The 17,227-nt window shown below is 64.6% G+C and carries 17 protein-coding genes; 11 read left to right on the forward strand and 6 right to left on the reverse strand.

The window, feature by feature from the left end; translation table 11 throughout:
* Entirely contained in the window at positions 1-561 is a 561-nt protein-coding gene (locus BGK68_RS19685) for an RNA polymerase sigma factor (RefSeq protein ID WP_075258473.1), read from the reverse strand.
* A gap of 134 nt (positions 562-695) precedes the next feature.
* Between BGK68_RS19685 and BGK68_RS19690 the strand changes: the two genes are divergently transcribed.
* The 3 genes from BGK68_RS19690 (at position 696) to BGK68_RS19700 (ending at position 3,404) form a co-directional block, all read left to right on the forward strand.
* Positions 696-1,280, forward strand: coding sequence for a hypothetical protein (locus tag BGK68_RS19690; protein WP_075258474.1), 585 nt, complete (start codon positions 696-698; stop codon positions 1,278-1,280).
* A 109-nt stretch (positions 1,281-1,389) separates the two neighbouring features.
* Entirely contained in the window at positions 1,390-2,382 is a 993-nt protein-coding gene (gene iolG / locus BGK68_RS19695) for an inositol 2-dehydrogenase (protein ID WP_075258475.1), read from the forward strand.
* Positions 2,379-3,404 (forward strand): Gfo/Idh/MocA family oxidoreductase, encoded by a 1,026-nt coding sequence (locus BGK68_RS19700; protein WP_075258476.1) that lies wholly within the window; start codon positions 2,379-2,381, stop codon positions 3,402-3,404. The genes iolG and BGK68_RS19700 overlap by 4 nt, the downstream gene beginning before the upstream one ends.
* A gap of 54 nt (positions 3,405-3,458) precedes the next feature.
* Here BGK68_RS19700 and BGK68_RS19705 read toward each other — a convergent pair whose 3' ends face one another.
* A complete protein-coding gene (locus BGK68_RS19705) occupies positions 3,459-4,304 on the reverse strand; it encodes a MurR/RpiR family transcriptional regulator (RefSeq protein ID WP_075258477.1) in 846 nt (281 codons plus the stop codon).
* Between the two features lie 305 nt (positions 4,305-4,609).
* Between BGK68_RS19705 and BGK68_RS19710 the strand changes: the two genes are divergently transcribed.
* The 7 genes from BGK68_RS19710 to iolB all read left to right on the forward strand — a co-directional run bounded on the left by BGK68_RS19710 (position 4,610) and on the right by iolB (position 13,318).
* Positions 4,610-5,653 (forward strand): sugar ABC transporter substrate-binding protein, encoded by a 1,044-nt coding sequence (locus BGK68_RS19710; RefSeq protein ID WP_069374017.1) that lies wholly within the window; start codon positions 4,610-4,612, stop codon positions 5,651-5,653.
* 116 nt (positions 5,654-5,769) lie between these two features.
* A complete protein-coding gene (locus tag BGK68_RS19715) occupies positions 5,770-6,909 on the forward strand; it encodes an ABC transporter permease (RefSeq protein WP_075258478.1) in 1,140 nt (379 codons plus the stop codon).
* A 5-nt stretch (positions 6,910-6,914) separates the two neighbouring features.
* Positions 6,915-7,706, forward strand: coding sequence for an ATP-binding cassette domain-containing protein (locus tag BGK68_RS19720; protein ID WP_083657856.1), 792 nt, complete (start codon positions 6,915-6,917; stop codon positions 7,704-7,706).
* Between the two features lie 10 nt (positions 7,707-7,716).
* Complete coding sequence (locus BGK68_RS19725; protein ID WP_075258480.1) at positions 7,717-9,690, forward strand: bifunctional 5-dehydro-2-deoxygluconokinase/5-dehydro-2-deoxyphosphogluconate aldolase; 1,974 nt, start codon at positions 7,717-7,719, stop codon at positions 9,688-9,690.
* The gene (gene iolD / locus BGK68_RS19730) at positions 9,687-11,564 is read left to right on the forward strand and encodes a 3D-(3,5/4)-trihydroxycyclohexane-1,2-dione acylhydrolase (decyclizing) (RefSeq protein ID WP_075259906.1); all 1,878 of its coding nucleotides are present in this window, start codon (positions 9,687-9,689) and stop codon (positions 11,562-11,564) included. Before BGK68_RS19725 ends, iolD begins: the two co-directional genes overlap by 4 nt.
* 42 nt (positions 11,565-11,606) lie before the next feature.
* Positions 11,607-12,527, forward strand: coding sequence for a myo-inosose-2 dehydratase (gene iolE / locus BGK68_RS19735; RefSeq protein ID WP_075258481.1), 921 nt, complete (start codon positions 11,607-11,609; stop codon positions 12,525-12,527).
* Positions 12,524-13,318, forward strand: coding sequence for a 5-deoxy-glucuronate isomerase (iolB, locus tag BGK68_RS19740; RefSeq protein ID WP_075258482.1), 795 nt, complete (start codon positions 12,524-12,526; stop codon positions 13,316-13,318). The genes iolE and iolB overlap by 4 nt, the downstream gene beginning before the upstream one ends.
* On the opposite strand, the gene BGK68_RS19745 is transcribed toward iolB, so the two are convergent.
* Positions 13,315-13,632 carry a hypothetical protein gene (locus BGK68_RS19745; RefSeq protein ID WP_075258483.1) on the reverse strand — a complete coding sequence of 106 codons (318 nt, stop codon included), beginning with the start codon at positions 13,630-13,632 and terminating at the stop codon, positions 13,315-13,317. The two genes, iolB and BGK68_RS19745, sit on opposite strands and share 4 nt — an antisense overlap.
* A 279-nt stretch (positions 13,633-13,911) precedes the next feature.
* Between BGK68_RS19745 and BGK68_RS19750 the strand changes: the two genes are divergently transcribed.
* Positions 13,912-15,219, forward strand: a complete 1,308-nt coding sequence (locus tag BGK68_RS19750) for a PepSY-associated TM helix domain-containing protein (protein ID WP_075258484.1) — start codon at positions 13,912-13,914, stop codon at positions 15,217-15,219.
* Here BGK68_RS19750 and BGK68_RS19755 read toward each other — a convergent pair.
* From BGK68_RS19755 to BGK68_RS19765, 3 genes are all read right to left on the reverse strand, one after another.
* On the reverse strand, positions 15,153-15,362 hold the full coding sequence (locus BGK68_RS19755; protein ID WP_075258485.1) for a FecR/PupR family sigma factor regulator: 210 nt from the start codon (positions 15,360-15,362) through the stop codon (positions 15,153-15,155). The genes BGK68_RS19750 and BGK68_RS19755 overlap by 67 nt on opposite strands.
* 90 nt (positions 15,363-15,452) lie before the next feature.
* Positions 15,453-16,484, reverse strand: a complete 1,032-nt coding sequence (locus BGK68_RS19760; protein ID WP_075258486.1) for a FecR family protein — start codon at positions 16,482-16,484, stop codon at positions 15,453-15,455.
* 19 nt (positions 16,485-16,503) lie between these two features.
* Positions 16,504-17,028 carry a sigma-70 family RNA polymerase sigma factor gene (locus BGK68_RS19765; protein WP_075258487.1) on the reverse strand — a complete coding sequence of 175 codons (525 nt, stop codon included), beginning with the start codon at positions 17,026-17,028 and terminating at the stop codon, positions 16,504-16,506.
* Positions 17,029-17,227: the final 199 nt, after the last annotated feature.

Genomic DNA, 17,227 nt, shown 5'->3' on the forward strand with positions numbered 1-17,227 from the left:
CTATGCGTACGCCGACAGGAAGACCTTGAGCTTCTGCCGCGCATAGAACATTCTGGTTTTTACGGTATTGATCGAACAGCCCATGGTGTCGGCGATCTCCTCGTAGCTCATGCCGTGAAAATAGGTCAAGGTCATCACGGTCCTGTGTTCAAACGACAAGCGCTCCAGCGCGCCGCCGATATGACGGCGAAGCTGCGTTTCGCTCAACTGGTGCTCCGGCTCCACCAGTTCGTCGGACACCATGCTCTCCATATCCATCTCCACCGGCGTATCCACCCTCGACAAGGCCTTCAGCCCCTGCCTGTAGGCGATGGCAAAGATCCAGGTCGAGACCTTGGATTGCCCGTTATAGGTCTGGGCCTTGGTCCAGACGACGAACATGGTGTCATTGATGATCTCCTCGCTGAGGGGGCCATCCCAGACCAGCCGCCTGAGGAACTGCGCCAGCCGCGGAAAATAGTTCCGGTAGAGACGCTCGAACGCCCCCCGGTCCCCTTGGGCGATACGTTCGATCAGGTCGATGTCTTCTTGCTCGATGGAATTTGCTGAAGGGCCGCGCATTTCTGTATTTCTTCTGGATATGCCGTTGATGCCGACTTCGCGGCAAAAGGTTCATCTTATTTTTTTCGGGCCATTCGAACCATTCCAGCCCCGCCCGGTATTTACGCGCCAAGAACTTTTCTTTTGAGCCCAACATGAAACTCTTCCTGGACGTCACCCGCATCACCATGATCTATCTGCACATCATTGCCATGATCGCAGCCGCAGTCTCCATTGTCATGGTGGATTTTCTGGCCTTCAACCGGCAAGGCAGTCCTGCCCTGGCGAGAATGATTAACAGGCTGGCAACGATTGTCCTGCTGTCCCTGCTGGCATTATGGGCCACGGGCCTGACAGTCATTGGCATCGATACCGGATTCGACCCGCATGTCATCGCCCAGAACGGCAAGTTGCTGGCCAAGCTGCTGGTGGTGACGATCCTGAGCATCAATGGCGTCGGCGTGCATTTCTATGTATTGCCGAGGCTGGCCGATGGCGACCAGAGGACTTCGCTGCTGGGCCTCCTGACCTTGTCGATTGGCGTGGTCAGTGTCGTCAGCTGGGGCTATGCGGCGTTTCTGGGCATTGCCAAGGCGCTGTCTCCCCACCTCGGCTTCAGCGGATTCATTGCGCTGTATGCGCTGGCCATCGCCTTGGCCTGGATGGTCGCGGTGCTGATCGTGCGTCCGCGCCTGCTCAGGCCGCGCGGGCTGGAGCAGGCGCAGGCAGCCGTATTGTGATGACGCTGATCAATTCGAAATAAATATTCCATTTAAAAACGAAAAGGAATATAGTTTCCAAAAAAAACGGCCGCCCCCCCCCTCGGCGCTATTTCCCTTGGAGACATCAATGATCGACGTGGCAATCTTCGGCGCCGGACGCATCGGCAAGATTCATGCAGCCAATATCGCGGCGCAAGCCGGTGTGCGGCTCAAGTATGTCTGTGACGTGCATGCCGAGAGCGCCGCCGCGCTGGCGCAGCGGCATGGCGCCCAGGTCGGGCGGGTCGAGCAGGTGCTCGATGACAGCAGTGTGGCGGCGGTGGTCATCGCCTCCAGCACCGACACCCATGCCGACCTGATCCTGCGGGCGGCGGCGGCCGGCAAGGCCATCTTCTGCGAAAAACCGGTCGATCTCGACCTGCAGCGCGCACAAGCCTGCGCCGAGGCCGTGCGCGCCGCTGGCGTGACCTGCATGATCGGCTTCCAGCGCCGCTTCGATCCCACCTTCGAATCGCTGAGCCGCCGCCTGGAAGCCGGCGAGATCGGCGATCCCGAGATGCTGCTGGTCACCAGCCGCGATCCCGGCGCACCGCCCCTGTCCTACATCGCCAGCTCGGGCGGCATCTTCAAGGACATGCTGATCCACGACTTCGACATCTTCCGCTGGATCCTGGCCGATGAGGCGGTGAGCGTCTTCGCCACCGGCAGCTGCCTGACCGATCCGGCCATCGCCACCGCCGGCGATGTCGATTCCACTGCCGTCACGCTGACCACCCGCAGCGGCCGCCTGTGCCAGATCAACACCAGCCGCCGCGCCGCCTACGGCTATGACCAACGCTTCGAAGTACTGGGCAGCAAGGGCATGCTGCAGGCCGGCAACCATAGGCCTACCGAGGTGGTGGCAGCCACGGCCAGCCAGGTCAGTAGCGACCTGCCGGAACACTTCTTCCTGGAACGTTATCGCGCCGCCTATGCGCGCGAGATGGACCATTTCTTCCAGGCCATGCACAGCGGCGCACCGGTGCGCACCAGCATCGAGGATGGCGTCAAGGCGCTGCAGCTGGCCGAGGCGGCCGCCACCTCCTGGCGCGAACAACGTATCGTCCGCCTGTCGGCATGAGCGCGCCCGCCACGCTACAGGTCGGCTTGGTCGGCCTGGGCCGCATGGGCCGGCGCCATGCCGAGAACATCGCCTTCAATGCACCGGGAGCCGCGCTATGCGCCGTCTGCAGTCCGCTGGCGCAGGAACGCGACTGGGCGCAGCAGCATCTGCCCAGCGCCGAGCGCTATGAGGATTACGACGCCTTGCTGCGCCACCCCGGCCTGGATGCGGTGTTCCTGGTCACGCCCACGGCCTTGCATGCAGAACAGATCATCGCGGCGCTGCGCGCCGGCAAGCATGTCTTCTGCGAAAAGCCGCTGTCGCTGGACCTGGAGGAATGCCATCGCGTGGCCGCCGAGGCGGCGCGCCATCCACAGCTGAAGGTGATGATAGGTTTCGTGCGCCGCTTTGACGCCAGCTATCAGGATGCCCATCGCAAGATCAGCCAGGGATTGATCGGCGATCCCTTCATGGTCTATTCGCAGACCGCCGATGCACTGGACCCGGATGGTTTCTTTGTCCGCTTTGCGGCCAGCAGCGGCGGGCTGTTCCTGGATTGTTCGGTGCATGACATCGACCTGGCGCGCTGGCTGCTCGGTGCGGTCCAGCCGGTGCGGGTGATGGCCAGCGGCGTACGCGCCGTCCATCATGAGCTGGAAGCCTTCCAGGATATCGACAATGGCGTGGCCATCTGTGAATTTGCGCAGGGCCGCCTGGCGACCTTCTATGCCTCGCGCACCATGGCCCACGGGCATGAAACCATGACCGAGATCGTCGGCACGCGCGGCCGGCTCAGCGTGGGCGGCAATCCCTCTCTGAATCGCCTTACCATCGCCGATGCCCATGGGCTGCGCAATGAATGTACACCCAGTTTCATCGAGCGCTTTGCCGAGGCCTTCGTGGCCGAGGTGCGGCATTTTGTCGATGCGGTGCGCTATGACACGCCGCTGGCGCTGACGTTGCAGGACGCCATCGAAGCGACCCGCATTGCGGCGGCCATGCGCCAGTCGCTGCTGGAACAGCAACCAGTGCCCCTGTAAGCACGCAGACATGAGGCAGAGCGGCCAGCGCTGTGCTGGCCAGGTCCGCTGCGCTCAGTCGCTGGCGTCGTCGTAGCCGTCGATGGGCTCGGCCTCTTCCACATCCAGTTCCATCCGATAGGCCAACGCAATGAACAGCGCCTGCGACAGGCACATGGCATTGGTCAGCGACCGGAATGAAAAGGCGCTGCTCTCCTTGACCTTCAGCAATACCGAGGCATGCCGCGCCAGCGGGCTCAACTGGCTGTCGGTGATGACCAGGGTGCGCGCCTGGCGATGATGGGCCAGGCGCACGCAGGCCTGGGTCTCTTGCCCATAGGGTGTGAAGCTGATGGCGATGAGCACGTCGTGCTTGTCGATGCTGCGCACCTCTTCGCGGAACATGCCGCCCGCACCCGAGATCAGGTGTACGCGCTTGTTGGTGTGCTGCAAGGCATAGGCCAGGTGGTTGGCGATGGGGAAGGAACGGCGCACCCCGATCACATAGATGTTCTCGGCCTTGAGCAAGAGCTTGACTGCGGCCTCGAACTGCTCTTCGTCGAAACCGGCCAGCAACTCATCCAACCCGGCCCGGCTGGACTGGATGAACTCGTGCGCCAGCGCCCCGCTGGTCACGCGGGTGGGCTTGCTCTGGATCAGGTTGCGGATGCGGCGCTGATAGTTGCGCGAAGGAATGGCCTGCGCCGTGTAGGCCTCGCGGAACACCGCCTGCATCTCGCTGAAGCCCGAGAAACCGAAATGCTTGGCAAAACGCACGATGGCCGAAGGCTGCACCTGGCATTGCTCGGCGATGTCGCTGATGCGTTCCAGCATCAGGCTGGTCTTGTGCTGCTCCACGTAGGTAGCAATCACCTTGAGCTGGCGCGACAGGGAGTGATATTGCGCCGCCACCTGCAGCATCAGTTCATCGACAGTTGGAGTAGTTGGGGTATCCACTGCGCCTCTTTCTTATGGGAATTGATCGTCAGGGTCCAGTCAGGGACTGGACGATGGCCCGATTATAAAAGCAATAAGCGCATCCCGCGCCGCCGATTTGAAATAAAAATTCTATTTGAAAAATAAATCGAAAAAATTATTGCGCATTGATCCGTGCTGTTCTATCGTTACTTACCGCTTCCCGTGTCGTACTTTCCGGCACCGATAAAAAAGAGAAGACGACGCTCACCAGAAAGCGGCCCACGGCAAGAACAATAACGGAGACAAACATGATGCAAAGACTTGGACGCAAGGGACTGCTGGCGGCTTTCTCGGCCATGGCCCTCTTGGCGGCTGCCGCCCCCTCCCCCAGCGTGGCTGCCAATGAACGTTTCGTGCTGATCAGCCACGCCCCCGATTCCGATTCCTGGTGGAACACCATCAAGAACGCCATCAAGCAGGCCGGCGAGGATTTCGATGTCAGCGTGGATTACCGCAATCCCTCCAACGGCGACCTGGCCGACATGGCGCGGCTGGTGGAGCAGGCGGCGGCGCGCAACTATAACGGCGTGGTAGTCAGCATTGCCGACTTCAGCGTGCTCAAGAAACCCATCGAGATGGTGGTGGCCAAGAACATTCCCGTCATCACCATCAATTCCGGCACCCAGCAGCAGAGCGAACAACTGGGCGCGCTGATGCACGTGGGCCAGCCGGAGTACGACGCCGGCTATGGCGCAGGCCAAAAGGCCAAGGCCGCTGGCATCAAGTCCTTCCTGTGCGTGAACCACTACGCCACCAATCCCTCTTCCTTCGAACGCTGCCGCGGCTTCGCCGAAGCCATCGGGGCGGACTACAAGAAGTCCACCCTCGATACCGGCATCGATCCCAATGCCGTGGAAAGCAAGGTCAGCGCCTACCTGCGCAACAACCCCGGCACCCAGGCCGTGCTGGCGCTGGGACCGGACTCGGCCGTGCCCAGCCTGCGCGCCCTGCAGAAGATGGGCCTGAAGTCCAAGATCTGGTTTGCCACCTTCGATCTCTCCGAGGAAATCGCCAATGGCATCAAGGATGGTTCGGTGCAGTTCGCCATCGACCAGCAACCCTATCTGCAAGGCTATATCCCGGTGGCCATCCTGGCCCTGTCGCGCCAGCTCAAGACCAACGACGTGGCCGTGCTGCAGGACAAACTCAAGGGCAACGCCAAGTTCCAGGCCCGCCTGGCCGAATATGGCCTGGCGCCGATCTATGGCCCGCGTCACATCAGTTCCGGTCCGGGCTACATCACCCGCGACAACCTGGACAAGGTCCTGAAGTACGCCGGCCAGTACCGCTGATCGCCCCGGCGGTCGGCGCTGCCGGCCTCTGGTCAGCCCGCGCTGCCGGTTGGTCCTGCTGCTTGATCCTGTGACCGACGCGCGCGGGCGGCTTCCACCCTCGAACGGAAACTGCAATGAATACAAGTGACATGGTTGCCCAGAGCAGCCTGCCCGGCCCGCACACCGACAGCGACGAGCGCATGCGCCGGGAAAACCTCGTCTCGCGCCTGCTGGGGCGCCCCGAGTTCGCCTCGCTGGCCGGGGTCATCCTGGTGTTCCTGGTGTTTGGCCTCACCGCCGGCGACTCCGGCATGTTCAATCTGGATGGCGTGGTCAACTGGATGCAGGTGGCGGCCTATCTCGGCATCATCGCCGTGGCGGCCTGCCTGCTGATGATAGGCGGCGAGTTCGACCTTTCCATCGGCTCGATGATCGGCCTGGCCGGCATGATGGTGGCCATCCCCACGGTCTATTTCGGCTGGCCCTTCTGGCTGGCGGTGCTGTTCGCCTTCGCTGCCTCCATGGGGCTGGGCTGGCTCAATGGCTACCTGGTGATGAAGACCCGCCTGCCCTCCTTCATTGTCACGCTGGCCTTCCTGTTCATCCTGCGCGGGCTCACGCTGGCGCTGTCCATCCTCTTTGCCAACCGCACCATCGTCAGCGGCGTGGGCGAGCGCGCCGCCCACGACTGGCTGGGCCAACTGCTCTTCAGCGGCAACGTCGGCGCAGGCCTGTTCAGCTGGCTGGCCCGGCATGGCTGGATCGCCATCGTGGCCGATGGCACGCCGCTGGTGACCGGTATTCCCAAGGTGATTCTGTGGTGGGCCGTGGTGGCGCTGGCGGCCAGCTTCGTGCTGGCGCGCACCCGCCTGGGCAACTGGATCTTTGCTGTCGGCGGTGATGCGGTCGCGGCCAAGAACATGGGCGTGCCGGTGCGCAAGGTGAAGATCGGCCTGTTCGTCTTCACGGCCTTCTGCGCCTGCCTCTTTGCAGTGCTGCAAGTGGGCGACTTCGGGTCGGCCGCCGCCGACCGTGGCCTGCAAAAGGAATTCGAAGCCATCATCGCCGCCGTCATCGGGGGCGCGCTGCTCACCGGCGGCTACGGATCGGTCATCGGCGCCTGCTTCGGGGCGCTGATCTTTGGAGTGGTGCAGATCGGCATCACCTACACCAATCTCAGCTCGGACTGGTTCCGCGTGTTCCTGGGCGTGATGCTGCTGGTGGCGGTGCTGTTCAACAACTTTGTGCGTCGTCGCATCACGGAGGCCAAATGAGCGGTATGTCACAGTCGGACGAGATCATCCTCGAACTGGACCAGGTCAGCAAATTCTTCGGCCCGGTGATCGCCTTGCAGAACGTCAGCCTGCGCTTGCGCCGCGGCGAGGTGCATTGCCTGCTGGGCGACAATGGCGCCGGCAAGTCCACGCTCATCAAGCTGCTGGCGGGCGTGCATCAGGCTTCCAGCGGACAATACCGGGTCGATGGCAAGCCGGTGCGCTTCGAGTCCCCCAAGGAGGCGCTGGACGTCGGCGTGGCCACCGTCTACCAGGACCTGGCGCTGGTGCCACTGCTGTCGGTGGCGCGCAATTTCTTCCTGGGGCGCGAGCCGGTGCGCAAGCTCTTCGGCATCACCGTCATGGACATGGAGCTGGCCGCCCGCACCGCCAAGGAAAAGCTGGCCGAGATGGGCATCATGGTGCGCGATGCGCATCATCCCATCGGCACCATGTCCGGCGGCGAGAAGCAATGCCTGGCCATTGCCCGCGCCATCCACTTCGGCGCACGCGTGCTGATCCTGGACGAGCCCACGGCGGCGCTGGGCGTGAAGCAATCCTTCAATGTGCTCAAGCTGATCCACCGGGCGCGCGAGCGCGGCATCTCGGTCATCTTCATCACCCACAACGTGCATCACGCCTATCCCATCGGCGACACCTTCACCCTGCTCAATCGCGGCAAGTCGCTGGGCAGTTTTGCCAAGGACCGCATTTCCAAGGAAGAAGTGCTGGACATGATGGCAGGCGGCGCCGAGATGCAGACGCTGATGGGGCAACTGGAAGGCATTCAGGTTTAAGGAAAAACGCATGCAAGCTACTCACACTCCCGCCACTCCCGCCACCCGGCGCTTTGCCGCCGACCGCCGCCTCGACCTGATCTGCATCGGCCGCCTGGCCGTGGATCTGTACGCCCAGCAGGTGGGCGCGCCGCTGTCCGATGTCAGCAGCTTTGCCAAGTACCTGGGCGGCTCCTCGGCCAATATCGCCTTCGGCTGCGCCCGCCTGGGGCTGAAATCGGCCATGCTGGCGCGCATCGGGGACGAGGCCAATGGCCAGTTCCTCAAGGCCGAACTGGCCGCCGAAGGCTGCGACGTCAGCCACGTGACGGTGGACCCGCAACGGTTGACGGCGCTGGTCATGCTCGGCCTGAAGGACAAGGACAGCTTTCCCCTCATCTTCTACCGCGACAACTGCGCCGACATGGCGCTGGCCCCGGAAGACATCGATGAAGACTTCATCGCCAGCAGCAAGGCCCTGCTGATCACCGGCACCCATTTTTCCACGCCCCAGGTGCATCGCAGCAGCAGCCTGGCGCTGCAATACGCGCGCCGCCACAATGTGCGCACCGTGCTCGACATTGACTACCGGCCCGTGCTGTGGGGACTGACCAGCAAGGGCGACGGGGAAACCCGTTTCATCGCCAGCGACGGCGTCACGCAACACCTGCAAGGCATCCTCCCGCAGTTCGACCTGGTGGTCGGCACCGAGGAAGAATTCATGATCGCCGGCGGCAGCACCGACATCATGGCGGCGCTACGCGCCGTGCGCGCCCTGTGCGCGGCTACCCTGGTGGTCAAGCGCGGGCCGCTGGGCTGCGTGGTGTTGCACGGCGCGATTCCGCAGCGGCTGGAAGACGGCTTCCACTACCGTGGCGTGCAGGTCGAGGTGCTCAATGTGCTGGGTGCGGGCGACGCTTTCATCTCAGGCTTCCTCAAGGGCTGGCTCAATGAAGAAGACGATGAACACTGCTGCCGCTACGCCAACGCCTGCGGTGCGCTGGTGGTCTCGCGCCACGCCTGCGCGCCGGCCATGCCTGGCCCGATCGAACTGGATTACTTCCTGCAGCACGCCCAGCGCCTGCAGCGCCCCGACCGCGACGCCCACCTGCAGCGCCTGCACCGGGTGGTGAGCCGGCGGCGTCATTGGGATGAGGTCAATGTCTTCGCCTTCGATCACCGCAACCAGTTCTTCGAACTGGCGGTGGAAGCCGGGGTGAGCCAGGACAAGCTGCCGGCCTTGAAGCGCCTGCTGGTCGAGGCGGTGGCGCAGACCGAGGCCAAGCTGGGCCTGCAAGGCAAGACCGGCGTGCTCATCGACGACCGCTACGGACAGGACGCCCTCAATGCCGCCACCGGGCGCGGCTGGTGGGTGGGACGGGCGGTGGAACTGCCCTTGTCCAATCCGCTGGAATTCGATTTTGGCCGCTCCATCGGCACCCATCTGCAGACCTGGCCGCAGGAACAGGTGGTCAAGTGCCTGGTGCAATTCCACCCGGATGAACAGGTCGAAAAGCGCCTGGAGCAGGAAGCCCAGATCCGCGCGCTCTACCAGGCCGTGCAGCGCAGCGGCCACGAGCTGCTGCTGGAGATCATTCCTTCCAAGACCTTGCCGCAGGAGGAAGACACGGTGCTGCGCGCCCTCAAGCGGCTCTACAACCTGGACATCTATCCCGAATGGTGGAAGCTGGAATCGATGTCGGCCCGCCAATGGGAAGCCATCGACGCCCTCATCGCCGAACGGGACCCCTATTGCCGTGGCGTGGTCCTGCTGGGACTGGCCGCGCCGGTGAGCGAACTGGCGTCCGGCTTTGCCGCTTCGCGCCACAGCAAGACCTGCCGCGGCTTCATGGTGGGCCGCACCATCTTCCACGAATCGAGTCGGGCGTGGCTGCAAGGCCGCATCGATGACGCCACCCTGATTGCCCAGGTGCGCCAGACCTTCGAGGAGCTGATCGGACTGTGGCGCGCCAGCCGCGTGGCGCCCACCAGGGAGGCCGCATGAACGCCCCCGTGAATGTCCGTCCGACGGTGCGCCTGACCATGGCCCAGGCCCTGGTGCGTTACCTGGATGCTCTGCGCATCCAGACTCCGCAAGGCGTGCTGCCGCTGTTTGGCGGCGTCTTTTCCATCTTCGGCCATGGCAACGTGGCCGGCATGGGTGAGGCGCTCTACCAGTACCGCGACACCCTGCCCACCTATCGCGCCCACAATGAACAGGCCATGGCCCATAGCGCCATCGCCTATGCCAAGGCGCATCTGCGCCAGCGCATGATGGCCGTCACCACCTCCATCGGACCGGGCGCGACCAACCTGCTGACCGCAGCTGCGCTGGCCCATGTGAACCGCTTGCCGGTGCTGCTGTTGCCGGGCGATGTGTTTGTCTCGCGCCGGCCCGATCCGGTGCTGCAACAGCTGGAAGACTTCCATGATCCCGGCCTGTCGGTCAACGATGCCTTCCGCCCGCTGTCGCGCCTGTTCGACCGCATCTGCTATCCGGAACAGTTGCTCAGCGCCTTGCCGCGCGCCATCCAGGTGCTGACCGATCCGGCGCAGTGCGGGCCGGTCACGCTGGCGCTGCCGCAGGACGTGCAGACCATGGCCTTCGACTATCCGCTGGATTTCTTCTCGCCGCGGGTGATCGTCCCCCGGGCGCAGGCACCCGCCGCGCAGGAGCTGGAAGACGCGGTGGCCCTGCTGCGCCAGGCGCGCCAGCCGCTGCTCATTGCCGGCGGCGGTGTGCTCTACGGCAATGCCTGCGAGCACTTGCGGCGCTTCGCCGAACAGCACGGTGTGCCGGTGGCCGAGACCCAGGCCGGCAAGAGCGCCCTGCCCTGGTCGCACGCCTTGCAGATGGGCGCGATCGGTGTGACCGGATCGCCAGCGGCCAATGCGCTGGCGCAAGAAGCCGATGTGGTCATTGCCGTGGGCACCCGGCTGCAGGATTTCACGACGGGTTCGCATACCCTGTTTGCCCAGGCCCGCTTGCTCAACCTCAACGTCAACGCCATGGATGCGCACAAATGGCGCGGCCTCGCCCTGCAGGCCGACGCCGGCCTGGGGCTGGAGGCCTTGTCACATGCCCTGGAGGGTTGGCGCAGCGCGCCCGAATGGCATGCGCGCGCCCATACGCTGGCGCAGGGCTGGCGCGAACGCGTGGCGCAGATCACCGGCCAGACCGATACTGGGGGACGGTTGCCCTATGACGGCGAGGTCATCGGCGCGATCCAGCGCTCGGTAGCGGACTCGCCCAGCCAGGACATCGTCGTCTGCGCCGCCGGCACCTTGCCGGCCGAACTGCACAAGCTCTGGCGGGCGGGCCGTCCGGGTGCTTACCACGTCGAATACGGTTATTCCTGCATGGGCTATGAAGTGGCCGGCGGCCTGGGGGTGAAGCTGGCGCAGCCGCAACGGGAAGTGATCGTCATCGTCGGCGATGGCAGTTACCTGATGATGAATTCGGAGCTGGCCACGTCGGTCATGCTGGGCGCCAAGCTCATCGTGGTGGTGCTGGACAATCGCGGCTATGGCTGCATCAACCGGCTGCAACAGGCCTGCGGCGGCGCGCCCTTCAACAACATGCTGGTCGATTGCCTGCAGGCCGGGCCGGGCGCGCCGGCCATCGATTTCGCGGCGCATGCGCGCTCCCTCGGGGCCCTGGGCGAGAACGTCAAGACCATCACCGAACTGGAAGCGGCCCTGCACCGGGCACGCGCCGCCGATCGCAGCTACCTGGTCTGCATCGACACCGATGCCAGCCGCACTACCGACGATGGCGGCTGCTGGTGGGAAGTGGCGGTGCCGGAAGTATCGCCCCGCGCCCAGGTGCAACAGGCGCGCAGCCAGTACGAGCAGGCCCGCCAGACGCAATCGGTCTGAACATCAGCAACAATATCCGCATTCGTGCGCAGAGAGGACATCGTGGCAACACCCTTCAACGTCAAGATCGGTATCAATCCCATCTCCTGGATGAATGACGACCTGCCCTCGCTGGGCGGGGAAACACCCCTGGAACAGGCACTCTCGGAGGGCGCGGAGATCGGCTATCGCGGCTTCGAGCTGGGCAACAAGTTCCCGCGCCAGCCCGAGGCCTTGCGCGCCGTGCTGGGCAAGTATCAGCTGGAGTGTGTCTCGGGCTGGTATTCCGGCCAGTTGGCCACGCGCTCGGTGGAAGAAGAAATCGCCGCCGTCGAAGCGCACCTGACCCTGCTGGCCGCCAATGGCGCCCAGGTCATGGTCTATGGCGAGGTGGCCGATTCCATCCAGGGCGCGCCCACGCCGCTGTACCAGCGCCCGCGCTTTACCAGCGAAGCGGCCTGGCAGGGCTATGCGCAGCGCCTCGACCAGTTCGCCCGCCATCTGCTCCAGCGCGGGGTGCGGCTGGCCTATCACCACCACATGGGGGCCTATGTCGAAACTCCCGAAGATCTCGACAAGCTGATGGCCTTGACCGGCGAGGAAGTCGGCCTGCTCTTCGACAGCGGGCACATCGCCTTTGCCGGCGGCGATCCGCTGGCGGTACTGCAGCGCCACCTCGACCGTGTCTGCCATGTGCATTGCAAGGACGTGCGGCCGGCCGTGGTGAAGCTGGCGCGCAACCGCGACTGGAGCTTCCTGCAGGCGGTCATCAATGGCGCGTTCACGGTGCCGGGTGACGGCGCTATCGATTTCGCGCCGCTGCTGCAATTGCTGTATCGACGTGGATACCGTGGCTGGCTGGTCGTGGAAGCGGAGCAAGACCCGGCGGTCGCGCCCAGCTATCGCTATGCGCAGATGGGCTATCGCTACCTGTCGGCGCTGGTCGCGGCCATCGAGAACGGCAGCCTGCAGGAGGCCGCATGAGCCTGCTCGTCAAAGCCCATCGCAGTGGCCGCGATATCGTCCAGGTCACGCCGCAATCGGCGGGCTGGCGCTACGTCGGCTTCAGCGCCCATCGACTGGCGCGCGGCGAACAGCTCGCGCTCGATACCGGCGACCGCGAATACTGTGTGGTGATCCTGGCCGGTGTGATCAGCGTGCAGGCCGGTGCCAGCCAGTGGCGTGAAATCGGCCAGCGCCGCAGCGTCTTCGATGACGTGCCGGCTGCTTCGGTCTATGTTCCCCATCATCACAGGCTCGTCATCACCGCCGACAGCGACGCCGAAGTGGCCCTGTGCAGCGCACCGGGTTTCGGCGCGCTGCCGCCGCGCCTGATCGGCCCCGAGGCGGTGACGCAATCGGTGCGGGGCGAAGGCAGCAATACGCGTTACGTCAGCGATATCCTGCCGCAGAGTGTCGCCGCCGATCACCTGCTGGTGGTCGAGGTGCGCACGCCGGGCGGGCATTCCTCCAGCTATCCGCCGCACAAGCACGATACCGACAACCTGCCCCAGGAGAGCTTTCTCGAAGAAACCTATTACCACCGGCTCAATCCGGCGCAGGGCTTTGCCTTCCAGCGGGTATACGTGGATGACCGCAGCCTGGACGAATCCATGGCGGTCGAGGATCATGACGTGGTGATGGTGCCGCGCGGCTATCACCCGGTGGTGGTGCCGCATGGCTATGAGAGCTACTACCTCAACGTGATGGCCGGGCCGACCAGGAGCTGGCATTTCCACAATGACCCGGCGCACGAATGGATGCTCAAGCGCTAGGGCCGGTGCGCTTGCCCGGCCTTGTCGCTAGCGCGGGCGACGGTGAGGTATTCGGCGTGCCAGTGCGCGGCATCGAGCAGCTTGCGTGCCTGTTCGTGGCCGTCTTCCAGATGGGACAGTTCCTGCTGTAGCAGGTGTTCGAGGATCTCGGCCGCTTCGGCCGCGTCCGTTCCTGTGCTCTGCATGGCCAGCAGGCAGTTGCGGACGGTCGCGCGCACCAGTTCGTCCACGGGTTCACCCCGCTCGGCCATGTCGGCCAGTTGCACGATGATCGCCAGATGACGTCTGGCGATGCGCATGGCGTTGGTACACATGCTGTCTCCTCCCTTTTCTTGTAAAGGAGAAGATAGGAGGAACGCCGTGCTGTCGCCATCAGGCGTTTCCTGATGGCAATCCAGACAATTGCAGGATCGCCACTAAACAAAAGCCCCTCCCATTCGTCTACCAAGAACGGGCCATCCCGCGCACGCCGGGCCTCCGGCGTTTCTTCCCTGGGCCATCCGATCTCGACCATGACGGCAAGAACCTGCAATCCACCCCGTTCCCGCGTCTGCGCACCGCGCCATCCGCTGGCCTGGTCGCGCTGAGCATCCATGGCAAGCACTCTGCGCGGCCTGCGGGACTGGCTGGTCCGCCATGCGCCCAGCCGCCACGCGCTGGTCTTGCTGCACCGCTGGACCGGGCTGGGCATGGCCTTCTTCCTGATCGTGACCAGCCTGACCGGGAGCCTGCTGGTGTTCGAAGATGAACTGGACGCCTGGCTAGCCCCGCAGCTGCAACTGGCCCAGCCTGCGCCGGGACAGTCATCGCAGGCCATGATGGACCCCTACCTGCTGCGCGAAAAGGTGGCGCAGGCAATGGGGCCGCAAGTCCATATCAGCCAGTTGGTCCTGCATGCCCGGCCAGGACGCACGGTCAGCTTCCAGGCCGATCCCGCCACCGATCCGGCCACGGGCAAGCCTTACCGGCTGGGCTATGACGAAATCCTGGTCAATCCCTATACCGGCGTGGTCCAGGGCATGCGCGACCGCGACAAGATCAGCCTCAAGCCCAGCGATCTGATGCCTTTCCTCTTCAAGCTGCATCACTCGCTGGCCTTGCCGCGCGTCCCGGGCGCGCTGCTGCTGGGGACGGTGGGACTGCTGTGGACGCTGGATTGCTTCGTCGGCATGATCCTCACCTGGCCGCGTGCGCGCCCCTTCCTGGTCAAGTGGAAGCCGGCGTGGCTAATCAAGTGGCGAGCGGGCGTCTATCGCGTCAACCTGGACCTGCACCGCGCCTTCGGCCTCTGGTGCTGGGTCATGTTGCTGCTCTTTGCCTGGTCCAGCGTGATGCTGAACCTGCGCGACCAGATCTACCTGCCGGTGATGTCCCGAATCCTGAGCTTCGATACCAGCTGGCGACCTGGCCCGCCCCTGCCGCAAGCGCTGTCCGGCCCACCCCAGTCCTGGCCCGAGGCGCACGCACTGGCGCGCCGGACCATGGACGGCTTTGCCCGACAGCGCGGTCTGGTGATCGATTTCGAAGAGAAGCTTGGTTTCGACCGACGGCGTGGCGTCTACATCTACCTGGTCCACAGCAACGCCGATCTGCGCGCCGATGTCGGCAATACGGGCCTGCGCATCGATGCGCGCACCGGCAAGATCCTCGGCCACTGGCTGCCGGTGGGTGATCGCAATGGCAATACTTTCAGCAACTGGCTAGGCGCGCTGCACATGGGGCATGTGTTCGGCCTGCCCTGGCGCATCCTGCTGGTCCTGGTGGGCGGCGCGGTGAGCCTGTTGACGGTGACGGGGGTGGTGGTGTGGTGGAAGAAGCGCGCCGCGCGCAAGCTTCAGCTGCGCTCGCCGGGCGACGGCAGAAAACCCAGCGCCAGCCACAGCGAAGTCGCCTCGCGATAGGCAGCGCGATGCGCCGGGTCGGCCGCAAGCCACTGTTCCAGCGCCTGCTGGTCGGCCGGCGCCAGCAGGGTCTGCTCGTGCTCGCGCATCACCCAGGTCACGGCGCTGTCCCAGGGTGAGGGAGAATCGGAAGACGAAGACATGGACAAAGGAAGGCGCGCAGCGATAACAGAGGGACCAGGGCGGGATGCGAGAGCGCATCATAGCCCATCCGTCGTGGGCCTGGCGAGCGTTTACAGGCTGCGCCCGGCCGCGGCTACCCGCACCCACAAGCGCGTGTGCCGTTCGATGGTCAGCGGCAAGGCCTGGGCCAAGGCCTCCAGCGCCACATCGGTGTCTTGCAGCTGGAACACGCCCGACACCTGCAAATCAGCCACCGCCGGATCGCATTGCAGCCAGCCGCTGCGATAGCGCGCCAGTTGCGCCACTACGTCGGCCAGCCGCATCTGGCGCACCACCAGGCTTTGCTCCAGCCAGGCCGTGGGGTCCATGGCGGACTCGCGCGCGGCGCGTCGCACCAGCCTGCCATCGGCGTGGATGTCGACGATCTCGCCGGGCTGCGCCACCAGCGGATCCGCCCCCGCCACATGAACCGCCACCCGGCCCTCGACGACGGTCAGTTGCGTGCCATCGTCGTGCTGGCGCACGTCGAAGCGGGTACCCAGCGCCTGCAGCCGGGCGTTGGCGGTTTGCACCCAGAACGGGCGGTGATGCGGCCATTGGGTGTCGGCGCCGGTATCGATGAAGATCTCGCCCTGACGCAACAGCAGCAGCCGGCGCGTGTCATCAAAGCGCAGCTGGACCGACGAGTTGGTATTGAGCGCCAGGGCGGTGCCATCGCCCAGGCGTAGCTGGCGCTGGTCGCCGGTGCGGGTGACGTAGGATGCGCCGTCCAGCGCCTCGAACAGTCCCGCCTGGCGGGCCGCCACTGCTCCCAGCGCAATCGCGCCCAGGCCGAGCACGGCATTGCCCATCCAGCGACGTCGCGACTGGCTGTGCTGGCGCCGCTGGTTCAGGCGCTTGAGAGGACCGTGCCATTGGGAGGCCGGCACCGGCAAGGCCACCAGCCGCTGGAATTGCGCTTCGGAGGCCATGAGTTCCGACCAGACCTGCTCATGGCGGGGATCGGCCGCACACCAGGCGGCGATGCGGGCTTGCAGTTCAGGATCGGCGGACGCGTCGCCGGGAAAGGCGCGCAGTTTCACCAGCCAGGCAATGGCCTGGTCCAGTACGGGATCCTCGAGGGGGACGGAGTTGGAGGGCATGAGACGGGCGCGGCAGGAATCAGGCCGCCTGCAGCGACTGCCGCATCAGGTAGCAATGGCGGATCGCCGCGGCCATGTATTTTTCCACGCTACTGAGTGATACGCCCAGGTGACGGGCGATCTCCGGATAGCTCATTTCGTCCAGCCGCGAGAGCAGGAAAGCCTGGCGAGCACGTTCACCCAGTCCTTCGAGCAGGGCGTCGATCATGCACAAGGCTTCCACCAGGATCAGGCGCGCCTCTGGCGAGACCGCTTCCGGCTCGGGCAGATGGGCAATGGCTTCCAGGCAGGTGCGCTCGACCTCTTCACGGCGCAGCTTGTCCACCACCAAGCCATGGGCGATGCGGCTGAGCCAGGCGCGCGGCTCGCGCACCCCATCCAGCGCACCCGGCTTGCCCAGCACGCGCAGGAAGGTGTCCTGGGCCAGGTCGGCGGCGTCGAAACTGCTGCCCACGCGTCGTCGCAGCCATTGCTGCAGCCAGCCATGATGCTCGCTGTAGAGCGTATGGAAGCGCTGGGCGTGGACGGTGTGCGGCACTGGCATGGCGGCGTGGAAGGCAGGGCTTAAATAATAATAATTCTCATTTTATGGCCGTAAGTGACTTTTGACAACCGGCACAACATTGCGGCTGCAGGTTTGCACAGCACCAGCCACGTCTGCGCCGCCGCTGGTCACGCTGTTGCCAGGCGGCACAAGCAGTCCAAATGGACTAGTTTCATTTGCATCATCCCCAGATAGAATC

The organism is Herbaspirillum camelliae (genome assembly GCF_001929405.1).
GTDB lineage: Bacteria > Pseudomonadota > Gammaproteobacteria > Burkholderiales > Burkholderiaceae_D > Herbaspirillum > Herbaspirillum seropedicae.